Origin of the sequence: Erythrobacter sp. Dej080120_24 (assembly GCF_036322605.1) — a bacterium.
GTDB classification, from domain to species: domain Bacteria; phylum Pseudomonadota; class Alphaproteobacteria; order Sphingomonadales; family Sphingomonadaceae; genus Erythrobacter; species Erythrobacter aurantius.
Map to the genome: position 1 here is coordinate 2984220 of NZ_AP027262.1, position 11496 is coordinate 2995715.

General features: G+C 60.9%; 9 protein-coding genes. 5 read left to right on the forward strand and 4 right to left on the reverse strand.

The genetic code is table 11. The features are described 5' to 3' along the window. Entirely contained in the window at window positions 1–1389 is a 1389-nt protein-coding gene (locus tag AABA34_RS14300) for a multiheme c-type cytochrome (RefSeq protein WP_338303160.1), read from the reverse strand. A 404-nt stretch (window positions 1390–1793) separates the two neighbouring features. Between AABA34_RS14300 and AABA34_RS14305 the strand changes: the two genes are divergently transcribed. From AABA34_RS14305 to AABA34_RS14325, 5 genes are all read left to right on the forward strand, one after another. Further along, window positions 1794–2615 carry a sulfite exporter TauE/SafE family protein gene (locus tag AABA34_RS14305; protein ID WP_445083784.1) on the forward strand — a complete coding sequence of 274 codons (822 nt, stop codon included), beginning with the start codon at window positions 1794–1796 and terminating at the stop codon, window positions 2613–2615. A gap of 31 nt (window positions 2616–2646) precedes the next feature. Beyond that, complete coding sequence (locus tag AABA34_RS14310) at window positions 2647–3780, forward strand: pyridoxal phosphate-dependent aminotransferase (protein WP_338303162.1); 1134 nt, start codon at window positions 2647–2649, stop codon at window positions 3778–3780. Window positions 3781–3801: 21 nt separating this feature from the next. Next, the gene (locus AABA34_RS14315; RefSeq protein WP_338303163.1) at window positions 3802–5025 is read left to right on the forward strand and encodes a hypothetical protein; all 1224 of its coding nucleotides are present in this window, start codon (window positions 3802–3804) and stop codon (window positions 5023–5025) included. Window positions 5026–5255: 230 nt separating this feature from the next. Further along, on the forward strand, window positions 5256–5765 hold the full coding sequence (locus tag AABA34_RS14320; protein WP_338303164.1) for a hypothetical protein: 510 nt from the start codon (window positions 5256–5258) through the stop codon (window positions 5763–5765). Next, entirely contained in the window at window positions 5762–8050 is a 2289-nt protein-coding gene (locus AABA34_RS14325) for a GAF domain-containing protein (RefSeq protein ID WP_338303165.1), read from the forward strand. Before AABA34_RS14320 ends, AABA34_RS14325 begins: the two co-directional genes overlap by 4 nt. A 76-nt stretch (window positions 8051–8126) precedes the next feature. Here the strand turns inward: AABA34_RS14325 and AABA34_RS14330 are convergent, their stop codons facing one another. The 3 genes from AABA34_RS14330 to AABA34_RS14340 all read right to left on the reverse strand — a co-directional run bounded on the left by AABA34_RS14330 (window position 8127) and on the right by AABA34_RS14340 (window position 11485). After that, entirely contained in the window at window positions 8127–9263 is a 1137-nt protein-coding gene (locus tag AABA34_RS14330) for an acyl-CoA dehydrogenase family protein (protein ID WP_338303166.1), read from the reverse strand. Between the two features lie 31 nt (window positions 9264–9294). Then, window positions 9295–10491 (reverse strand): acyl-CoA dehydrogenase family protein, encoded by a 1197-nt coding sequence (locus AABA34_RS14335; RefSeq protein WP_338303167.1) that lies wholly within the window; start codon window positions 10489–10491, stop codon window positions 9295–9297. A 130-nt stretch (window positions 10492–10621) separates the two neighbouring features. Continuing rightward, window positions 10622–11485, reverse strand: coding sequence for a LysR family transcriptional regulator (locus AABA34_RS14340; protein ID WP_338303168.1), 864 nt, complete (start codon window positions 11483–11485; stop codon window positions 10622–10624). Window positions 11486–11496 lie beyond the last annotated feature (11 nt).

Consider the following 11496-nt stretch of genomic DNA (forward strand, 5'->3'; position numbering starts at 1 on the left):
CTATTGCAACCTGCGAATGGCGGTGGTGGCAGAGGCAAGCGCGGTGCGGAAATCAGCCGGCTTGTAGGCGTTGGGTTCTTCAACCGCAGCATAGGCCTTGTTGATGTCGGCGCGGATACCCGCAGCCGCACCGGCCGTTACTCGCCCGTTGGTGACAAGCCCGTTGAGCAGCGTGTCGATCGCCATCACCGCCTGCACCGATCCGGTGTAGTCGGTGAAGCGCGGACGGGTAGCCGATCCGCCGATGATCTCGATCACGCGGAAAGCGTCCGCATCGATATAGGCCCGCTGGCTGAGCGCGTTGGACAATGCCCCCGCACGCTGCGACAGCGCCTGCGCAGCTTCGCGCGGATTGCCGCCGCCTGCCATCGATTTGTGGAAGTCGCGGCTTGCGGCTTTGAACGCATCGGCCTGAGCAGGAACCAGCGCCCCGGCTACAGCCGACAGCATGATGATGTTTTCATCGTTGAACGGCGGATTTCCGAATGCGATCGGGCGTTCCGGATTGGTTTCAAATGTCAGGCGGCGATTGTCCGAGTCCTGTATTTCGCGGTGGCACGAATGGCAGTCGAAGAAATAGAATTGCGGAAACACGCCTTCCATCGAGAAGCGCGGCTGCGCGAACAGGCTGGTCTGGCGCCGCACGGCTTCGGCCTGGCCCACAGCCCAGAACCGCACCGCATTCGGCTTGCCCTTGCGCGAGGCGTAATCGCCGTCGATGTCGTGATGCTGCTGGAGCGCGCTGAACAGGTCGAGCTCGAACGACACGCGCGGATGGCCTGCGGCCATCATTTCATGCGTGACGAACTGCCCCGGCTTGGTCGAACCGAAATGACAATCAAGGCAGACATTGGCGCGAACCTGCGGGTTCTCAAGCGGGGTCAGCCCGTCTGCAACATTCGAAGCATGGGTCGCCGGGCGAGCATAGTGCGAGGCCAGCCAGCCTTCAGCCGCACCGTGGCAGCTCTCGCACCCCACTCCATCGCTAAGCTGGAAGCGCGGGCCGCGCTGCGCGCTCGGGGCAAAGGTAGCATGGCAGCCAAGGCACTCGGTTGCCTGTGTCGCGGGCCCAAGACCAAGGCTGCTGGCAATCTGCTGACCGCGCCGTCCTGCGAGCACGGCATAGGCCCGGCTGTGCGCACCGCTGGGGGAGGAGGGCTCCTGCCAGCTTGCGATTTCATCTTGCCGGACGACTGCGCCATTGCCTTCCGCACGGCCATGACAGGTGGAACCGGCGCAGCTTGCGACGCCTTCGAACGTGCCGTTCCCATAGGCGATAGCTGCGGGAAAGCCCGCTGCAAGCGCAACTAATGCGACAATGCGGAAGAAACCGGAACCGATCCGGTCAAAGGGATTGAGAAATCCCCGCTTCGGCCCTGATACTGTCATCTCTAGCCCCCCACGAGATGCGCTAACTTTGCCAATTTTTCAGCCCCGCGCAAGTCTTGCATCACTTGCCAAAAGCCGACACCGCGAACTGCGGATCGCACCTTGATTAGCGATCCCGTCAGATCGAGGCTTGTACAGTCCCGTCAGACAGCAACATCTTCAATGCCGATTCTGCTGCTGACACGCTATCCCTCATTACCCTTCTCACAAGCTTGCGTGCGAGTTGCAACCTCCAATCCGCTGAAAATCCCGAATTGTCGGCAGAATCCATCGCGCGTGCGACTGATTGCCAGCGGACAGGATCGGATTGCCGCTTCGTGCATTCCTGCATCATCATGATGGTGCAGCGCGATATCGCATTGCAACATTTCGCTTGGCGAATCCGGGTGCAAGGGTATGTTCAATTGGTGGGTGATCTTCATTCCCTGACCTTTGCCGTTGCCGCGCTACTTCTGGCGGGCGCGGGTGCGGGATTTGCAGGGGGGCTTTTCGGCATAGGAGGCGGCTTTGTGGTCGTCCCGGCTCTGGTCGTGCTGCTCCCGCTGCTTGGCGTCGCGCCGGATCAGACGGCGCATGTCGCCGTCGGGACCTCGCTGGCGACAATCATTTTCACTTCGATCCGTTCGACCCAAAGCCATGCCAAGCGTGCCGCCGTCGATTTCGATGTACTGCGCAGTTGGGCCGTCTGGGTGGTTATCGGCACGGCGCTAGGCACGCTGGTCGCCGGATATGTATCGGGGGCGCAATTGGCCCTGATCTTCGGGATCGGCGTATTTATCTTCGCCATCTATTTCCTGCTCCCCGAGCGCAAGGGCACGCCGTTGTTCGCAGCCATGCCCACCGGCCTGCCCCGGGTCGGTATGGCAGGCACGCTGGGAGCGTTTTCGGCGCTGCTCGGTATCGGCGGGGGAACTCTGACCACGCTGACGATGACCGTATGTGGTGCCCCCATCCACCGCGCGATCGGAACGGCGGCGGGCATGGGTGCGATAATCGCCATCCCCGGCACAATCGGTTTCATGCTGATCGGCCTTGGCGAAAGCGGGCTGCCCTGGGGCTCCATCGGCTTCGTCAACCTGCCCGCTGCCGTCGCCATTGTGATCACATCCGTCATTTTCGCCCCGCTCGGCGTCGCGGCGGCGCACCGGCTCCCCCCGGCCGTGCTGCGCCGGGTGTTCGGGGCCTATCTCATTGTCGTCGGAGCCACGATGATCGCCAAGTTCTGATCAGCCCAAGTTTTTGAAAGGAGCGAATGCCATGCAGACCAATCGCCGAACTTTCCTCGCCGGAGCCGGAATAGGCACCGGAATCGGGGCAGGCCTCGCAGGATCTGCAGCAAGCGCGACGATCATCCCCGGCCCGGTTGCTCCGGATTTCGGCCCAATGCCGGGGCAGGCACTGCTGAGCCGGAACGAAAACCCCTATGGTCCCGCTCCCTCCGCAATCCGAGCGATCAGGCGCTCGGCATCATTCGGGTGCTACTATGCCGATCGCGGCCTGCGGCATTTGCAGGACATGATTGCCGCAAGGCACAACGTCCGTTCGGAACAGGTGGTGGTGGGCAGCGGCTCGACCGAAATCCTCTGCGCCATCGCGCTCGCCTGGGGACGTGAAGGAGCGATCCTTTGTCCTGACCTGTTCTGGGATACAACGGTCGTTTACGGTGAGCGGCAGGGAGTGAAGTCGATCCGTGTCCCGCTGGCAGCGGACATGAATGTCGATCTGGCTGCGATGCAGGCGGCGCTGACGGACGAAGTATCACTGATCCAGATTTGCAATCCCAACAACCCTACCGGTGTGCTGATCCCGGCGGCGGACCTGCGGGCGTTTTCCAAGGCGATCAAGAACACGGCGACGCTGCTGGTTGACGAAGCCTATAACGAGCTGACCGACAATCCCGCCGACAACACGATGATCAACCTCGTTCGGGAGGGAGCAGATGTGATCGTTTGCCGCACCTTCTCCAAGATCTACGGCATGGCAGGAATGCGGGTTGGCTATGCCATCACCAGTGAGGAAAACGCTGATCGCATCCGCGGCTATCTGATGAGCTTTGGCGGCAATGTATCCGGAGTCGCCGCCGCGATGGCGAGCTATGACGACACCGAATTTCTTGATCGTTCGCGTGCGATGGTGATCGAGGGACGCGAGATGATCATGGCCGCAGTGAAGGAAGCGGGGCTGACCGCCCTGCCCTCGCAAACCAATTTCGTCTATGTCGAAGTGCCCGATGCCGATGCAGTGCAAACCGCCATGCGCGAGCGCGGCATCCTTATCCGGGGCGCCTATGGCCCTTGGACGAGATATTCGCGGGTCAGCACCGGTAAGCTGGAAGATGTTGCCCGCTATGCAGAGGCACTCCCGCAAGTTATCGAATCGATGCGAACCTGATTGAGAGAGGAACTACCAACCATGCGTTTTATGACAGCACTGGCGCTCGGCGCGGCGATGTTTGGCGCAGCCCCGGCGATGGCCGACACACTGGTCGAAATCGACAGCGAGCATATCGACAAGAGCGTGCCCATGCCCGTGTTCAAGGCCGATGCGAGCTGGCCGCGCTTGCCGGAGAACATGATCCTCGGCCAGATTTCCGGTCTCGATGTCGACAAGGACGACAACATCTGGATCGCCAACCGCCCCAATGCGCTGGGCTTTACCGACATTGGCCGCGACTCCAATCCGCCGATGACGCAGGCCTGCTGTTCGGCGCCGCCGCATATCCTGCAATTCGATCAGGAGGGGAATGTGCTGCGCGGCTGGGGCGGGCCGGAACTCGCACCGGGCGAAAGCACTATCGAAGGCGAAGGGCGCAACGCGGTCGAAAAGGGCGACGAGCAATGGCCGCGCAACATTCACGGCATCTTCGTCGACGATGACCTTACCGTCTGGTTCGGGGGCAATGGCCCAGGCGACCACGCAGTGCTCAATTTCACTGCCGATGGCCAATACATCCGCCAGATCGGGCGGCGGCAGGAGACCGGTGGGAACTTTTCCGAAGAACTGCTCGGAAACCCGTCCGATGTCGCCTTTGACGGCAAGACCATCCTGATTTCGGATGGGTACATCAATCGCCGTATCGTCCGGTTTTCGGGCGAGGATCTCAAATTCCTGACGCTATGGGGCGCCTATGGCGCAAACGCCGAGAACGCCTCTCGCGATGTGGTGTTCGACCCCAGCCTCGCCTCAAGCGATGCCGATGGCGGAGCCAATCCCGAAAGCCGCTCTTTCGGCGATATCGTGCACTGCGTGGTGCGCGGACCCGAAGACACCGTGTATGTCTGTGACCGGCGCAACAACCGCTTGCAGGTATTCCGCGAAAGAGAAGATGGCGGCATCGATTTCGTGGCCAATGTCGCGATTGCCGACGGAACCGGCGGTACCCGCACAGCAAGCGATGTCGGCTTCAGCCCCGATGGCAAATATGTCTATGTCGCCGATATGATGAACGGGCGCGTCTGGATTCTGCTGCGGGAGACGCACGGCGTGGTCGGATGGTTCGGGCGCAACGGGCGCTATCCGGGCCAGTTCATCTGGTTGCACAGCCTGGACGTCGACAGCATGGGCAATGTCTACACATCCGAAGTCAACACCGGCCGCCGGGTGCAACGTTTCGTGCTGCAAGGTATGACGCAGTAACGGCTGGCTTGCTTTCAATCAGCCAACTGTAAGAACATTGTGGGCGGGTGCACTGCGGGAATTGCCGTTGATGCCCTGCCCACAACCTACCCTAAGCCTAGCGGGTCTGCGCCAGAATTCCGGGAGCCCCCTTGTGTATGCGGCTTTCTTCCCCGATTAGCCGGGTTAGGGGGAAATTAGCGGGTCGCTGTCTTAATCGGTTTGATGGGTTTCAGCGGCAGGGGTGCGATATGTCCGATAACGTTCAAGACGATTCCGCTTCGGAAAATCGCAAGCTGCGCGAAGCGCTGGAGGACGCGCAAGCCGATGCCCGGCGACAGGCACAGGCGGCAAGGGCCGAGTCCGCCGCCGAGATTACCCAGTTGAAGGCCACCGCGCAGGCCTTGCGCGAAGAACTGGAACTGCAGACGCACGAAACCGCACGGCAGGTGCAGGCAGCACGGCAGGAAGCCTCCGCCGAAATCAAACTCTTGCAGGAAACGATACAGGCCCTGCGTGACGGGCTCGAAGACGCGCAGGCCGATGCGGCAAGGCGCATCCAGGCGGAAAAACAGGCTGCAGCAGCCGAAATCGCCCAGTTGCGACACGCCGTGCAATCGCAGCGCGACGAAATGGACGAGATGCGCGCCACCTTCAATTCGGAGCGGCAGGCGCTCGAACGCAGCCAGCGCGATCAGCTGCTCGAACTCAAGAACACGATCCAGCACCTGCGGGAACGGCTTACGGAGAAACAGCTTTGAGCGATGTATCAAACACCAAGGCCGGGGGCGCCAATCTGACGCAGGCGGAACGCGTGCGGCAGTTGCAGATGATGCTCGATGTTTCGCGCCAAGTCGCGTCGATGGACACGCTTGATGCGGTTCTCGATACTCTGGTCAGCGTTGCGGTGGAACAGACCGGCGGGGAGCGCGGTTCGCTGTTCCTGCACGATGCGGCCACTGGCGAGCTGTTCAGCCGGATCGCGCAGGGGCTGAAGCGCCGCGAAATCCGCATTCTGGATGATGTCGGCATTGCAGGGTGGACGTTTCACAAGGGCGAAGGCGTGATCATTCACGATGCCTATGCCGATGAACGCTTCAACCGGGAGGTCGATCAACAGACCGGCTATACCACCAAGTCGATCCTTGCCACGCCGATCCGCAATGCGCGCGGCGACATCATCGGTGTCGCTCAGGTGCTGAACAAGCAGTCCGGCGAGTTCACCCAGCAGGATCTCGACGTGCTCGAAGGTGTGACAACCCAATGTGCGATAACGCTGCAATCGATGCAGATGGTCGAGCGGATGGAGGACACGCGGCGGCGCGAAATCGAATTCCTCAATATCGTGTCCGAGATGACGTCGGAACTGGAACTCTCGACGTTGCTGCGCCGCGTTATGACCGAGGCGACATCGATGCTGGATGCGGAACGGTCTACCCTGTTCATCAATGACGAGAAGACCAACGAGCTGTTCAGCCATGTCGGCGAAGGGCTGGATGCGATGGAAATCCGTCTACCAAATCATCTGGGCATTGCGGGCACGGTCTTCACTTCGGGCAAGGCGATCAATATTCCGCACGCCTATACCGATCTGCGTTTCAACCCCGCTTTCGACAAGCAATCCGGGTTCTTCACCCGCTCGATCCTTTGCGTGCCCGTCGTCAACAAGGCGGGCGAGACGATCGGTGTGACGCAGGTGCTGAACAAGCGTGGCGGCCCTTTCACCGAAGAGGACGAGAGCCGGCTGAAAGCCTTCACCGCGCAGATTGCCATCGGTCTGGAGAACGCCAAGCTGTTCGGCGACATCCAGTCGATGAAGAATTACAATGAAAGCATGCTGCAATCGATGTCGAACGGTGTGATCACCTTCGACGAGGAAGGCGAAAACCGCACCTGCAATCAGGCAGGCGCACGCATCCTGCGGATCGATCCGCGCACGATCATGGGCAAGTCTCCGGCTGAGGTGCTGGGCGAGGAAAACCGCTGGCTGGTCGACACCATCGCCCATGTTGCCGAAACCGACAAAGGCGAAAGCCTGCTCGACATGGAACTGGTGTTCGCGGGTGAGAAGGTATCTGCCAATGTCACCGTTCTGCCGATGGTATCGGGCGAAGGCGCCTCGCTTGGCACGCTGGTGATGATCGAGGACATTTCCGACGCCAAGCGGGCCAAATCCACCCTCTCACGCTACATGGACCCTGGTGTCGCCGCGCAAATGCTGAGCGGCGGCGGCGAGGATGAAATCCTGGGCGGCAAGGACACCACGGCCACGGTGCTGTTCTCCGACATCCGCGGTTTCACCACTATTACGGAATCGCTCGGCGCGCAGGGCACGGTGGCTCTGCTCAACGATTATTTCGAGCTGATGGTTGGCTGCATCTCAGAACAGGGCGGGATGCTCGACAAGTTCATCGGCGATGCGATCATGGCCGCTTTCGGCATTCCCGTGGGGCACGAGGACGACGAGGATCGCGGCCTGCGCGCCGGGATCAACATGATCAAGACGCTGTGGGAATGGAATGCCGAGCGCGAGGCGCGCGGCGAAATGCCCGTCGACATGGGGCTGGGCCTCAACACTGACAGGATCGTCGCGGGCAATATCGGATCGCGCAAACGCATGGACTACACCATGATCGGCGACGGGGTGAACCTCGCAGCCCGGCTCGAAAGCGCCTGCAAGCAGTATTCCGCACGCATCCTGCTGTCCGAATACACCGTGGCGCGGCTGAAAGGTGTCTACCGCCTGCGCGAAGTCGACAAGGTGGTGGTAAAGGGCAAGACCGAGCCCGTCGGAGTGTTCGAATGCCTCGATTACCACTCTGATGCGAGCTTCCCCAATCTTATGGATGTGCTGGGCAATTTCAACGAAGGGGTGAAGGTCTATCGCAAGCAGGAATGGGACCGCGCCGCAGGCTATTTCGGGAAAGCGTTGGAAGCCAATCCCGATGACAAGCTCAGCCGCACCTATATCGAACGGTGCGAACTGATGAAGGCCAACCCGCCCGGCGATGACTGGGACGGGGTGTGGGTAATGACCTCGAAATAGGCTCTCGAAAACAAAAGGGGCAAAAGCAAAAGGGCGGAGCAATCGCCCCGCCCTTGTTTCCCGGTTTGCGGTTCGATCAGCCCGCCGAAAGCGCGATGTGGCGCTTCATGTGGTGATCGACATTGCCGAATTCGGAATCGAACAGCGTCAGCCGCTTGAAGTAGTGGCCGATGGCGTATTCGTCGGTCATGCCGTTGCCGCCGTGGATCTGGATCGCTTCCTGACCGATCTTGTGCGCGGCCTGACCGATGCGGACCTTGGCGGTGGACACGGCCAGTTTGCGTTCGCGCTCAGGCGCGTCGAGCTTGAGCGTGGCGTAGTAGGTCAGCGAAACAGCCTGCTCATATTCGGTGTACATGTCGGCCATGCGGTGCTGCAGCACCTGGAACTTGCCGATCGGAACGCCGAACTGCTTGCGCTGCTTGGAATATTCGAGCGTCATGTAATTGGCGACCTTCATCGCCCCGCAAGCTTCGGCGCAAAGCGCGGAGACCGCTTCGTCTGCGACCCTCTCGATCAGGGGGAGAGCCGCGCCCTCTTCTCCGATCAATGCGTCTGCCGGAACGCTGACGTTTTCGAAATAGACCTCGGAAGCGCGGCGACCGTCAAAGGTCGCATAATCGCGGGTGACGACGCCTTCGGCCGACTTGTCGACGATGAAGACCGAAATCCCGTCCTTGTCGCGCTGTTCGCCCGATGTACGCGCGGTGACGATCAGGTGGCTCGCCCAGGGCGCGCCGATGACAACCGCCTTGTGGCCGTTGAGCACATAGCCATCGCCATCCTTCTTTGCCGTTGTCTGGAGATCGGCGAGGTCATAGCGGCCCTTTGGTTCGGCATAGGCGAAAGCAAAGATGCGCTCGCCCGAAACGATGCCGCCGATATGCTCTTCCTTCTGCGCAGCCGTCCCGGCATGCTTCAAGAAGCCACCGGCGCAAACGACGGTCGGCACGAACGGTTCGACCACCAGCCCCTTGCCGAATTCCTCCATGACGACCATCGCGTCGATCGCACCGCCGCCAAAGCCGCCGTCCTCTTCGCTGAACGGCATGCCCAGAATGCCAAGCTCAGCCAGCTGCGCCCAGATTTCCGGGCGCCATCCGGCATCGCTGGCGATCACTTCGCGGCGCGTTTCGCTGCCGTATTCCTCGCGAACGAGGCGCGCCAGACCGTCGCGCACCATTTGCTGTTCTTCGGTGAAGTTGAAGTCCACTTCTAATCCCCTCAGTGTCCTTTAGGTGCCGTTACAGGCCCAGGATCATTTTCGTGATGATGTTGCGCTGGATTTCATTCGATCCGCCATAGATCGAGGTCTTGCGCATGTTGAAATAGGTCGCGGCGGAAAGCTGCGCGTAGTCCGGGCCGATCGGATACTGGTTCGATCCCACATCAGCGATGCTGCCGTACATCGGCGTGCCATAACTGCCGACGGCTTCCAGCGTCAGCTCGGTCAGGCGCTGCTGGATTTCGGTGCCCTTGATCTTGAGGATCGAGCTTTCCGGCCCCGGCCCCTTGCCCGCCTGTTCACCAGCCAAAGTGCGCAGTTCGGTGTATTCGAGCGCGGCGAGGTCGATCTCGAGCTGGCTGACCTTGCGTGCGAAATCGAAGTCGCTGATCAGCGGCTTGCCGTCGATCGTCTCTTGCGCGGCGATTTCGCGCAGCTTTTCGACTCCGCGCTTCGAACGCGCGACGCCTGCAATCCCGCTGCGTTCATGCGCGAGCAGGAACTTCGCGTAGGTCCAACCCTGGTTTTCAACTCCGACAAGGTTTTCGACCGGAACACGGACATCGGTGAGCCAGGTTTCGTTCACTTCGTGTCCGCCGTCGATCAGCTTTATCGGCTTCACTTCGACACCCGGGGTCTTCATGTCGATCAAAATGAAGCTGATGCCTTCCTGCGGCTTGGCGGCATCCGGATCGGTGCGGCACAGGAAGAAACCCCAATCGGCGTGCTGTGCCAGCGTGGTCCAGGTCTTTTGTCCGTTGATGATGTAGTGATCGCCGTCGCGCACCGCCGTCGTCTTGAGGCTGGCGAGGTCGGAACCGGCGCCCGGCTCGGAATAGCCCTGGCACCACCAGACATCGCCACTCAGGATGCCGGGCAGGTGCTGCTGCTTCTGCGCGTTATTGCCGAAGGTGTAGATCACCGGGCCGACCATCGAAATGCCGAACGGCAGCGGCATGAACGTGCCGACGCGGGCGTTTTCCTCGGACCAGATATACCGCTGCGTCGGGGTCCATCCGGTGCCGCCATATTCGACCGGCCATGCCGGTGCCGACCAGCCCTTGCGCCCAAGGATTTTGTGCCAGGCCGTCATGTCCTCAGGCGTCATGTCCTCGCGGTTGCCCATCCCTTCGAGATGCTTGGGGTGGTTTTCCTCGATAAAGGCGCGCACCTCTTCACGGAACGCAATCTCTTCCTGCGTGAACTCGAGATTCATCGCGACTGTCTCCCAATTAAGTCTTTAGTTGCTACGCTTCCTGCCACGGTGCGTTCCGTGCTCAAAGCCCCTTTTGCGCCGATTATGCGCAAGCCTTGTTCGATTGCGAGCAACCCAATTGCGCCTGACGCTACGGCAATACGTCTTTGATGAGCGGATTGGGAAAACGCCGCCGCATCGTGACGGCGAAAAAAACTTCCGTGATGCCGGTCAAACGCTCCAGTTCGACAAGGATTCCGCTCTCCAACTCGCCTTTGACGACGATCGGGGGAATCACCGCAAGGCCGACATCAGCACGGGCCAGCAGGCGCAGCATCGCCATGTCATCCCCCTCTGCCGCGATGCGCGGTACAATGCCCATGCGATCAACCATCGCATCGAAACCTGCCCTCAACGCGGTTTCAGGGGTCGGCAGGATCAACGGATTCTCTGCCAGCAATTGCTCGACCCCGCCGCCCGATCTGCGGGCTGGCGTGCCGACAAGGCTGACAGGCTGTTCGTCGAGCCGCCGCACCAGATAAGGGCTGCCGGCATCACGCGCCGGAACCAGATTGGTGAGCACCACGTCGAGCGAAAGCGCCTCTAGCCGCCGCAACAGGCTTTCCTGCGTGCCTGATCGCAGAACCACCTCGACATCGTCCCGGCCCAGCAGAGGCTCGAGGAAACGCATCTGGAAGTTGCGCGACAAGGTGGCGAGCGCCCCGATGCGCAAGACACGGCGTTGGCCTTCGGCCCGGTTGAGCGTTGCCGTTAGGTGATCGGCGGCCCGGAATATCTCGTCGGCATGATCAAGCGCGATCCGCCCTGCTTCGGTCAATTGCAGCGTGCGCCCCACCCGATCGAACAGGTCGTGCCCCAGCGCGGCTTCAAGCGTCCTGATCTGGGTCGAAACTGCCGATTGCGAGATGTTCAGCGACCGCGCCGCGTCGGTCAAATTGCCTTCCCGCGCAACCGCGCGAAACAGGCGAAGATGGTGCAGGTTGAGATTAGACATAGTTCCACAAA

Coding starts and splice junctions, on each gene's coding strand:
- AABA34_RS14315 (WP_338303163.1), top strand. CDS start 3,802: ATGCGTTTTATGACAGCACTGGCGCTCGGCGCGGCGATGTTTGGCGCA.
- AABA34_RS14300 (WP_338303160.1), bottom strand. CDS start 1,389: ATGACAGTATCAGGGCCGAAGCGGGGATTTCTCAATCCCTTTGACCGG.
- AABA34_RS14310 (WP_338303162.1), top strand. CDS start 2,647: ATGCAGACCAATCGCCGAACTTTCCTCGCCGGAGCCGGAATAGGCACC.
- AABA34_RS14320 (WP_338303164.1), top strand. CDS start 5,256: ATGTCCGATAACGTTCAAGACGATTCCGCTTCGGAAAATCGCAAGCTG.
- AABA34_RS14335 (WP_338303167.1), bottom strand. CDS start 10,491: ATGAATCTCGAGTTCACGCAGGAAGAGATTGCGTTCCGTGAAGAGGTG.
- AABA34_RS14340 (WP_338303168.1), bottom strand. CDS start 11,485: ATGTCTAATCTCAACCTGCACCATCTTCGCCTGTTTCGCGCGGTTGCG.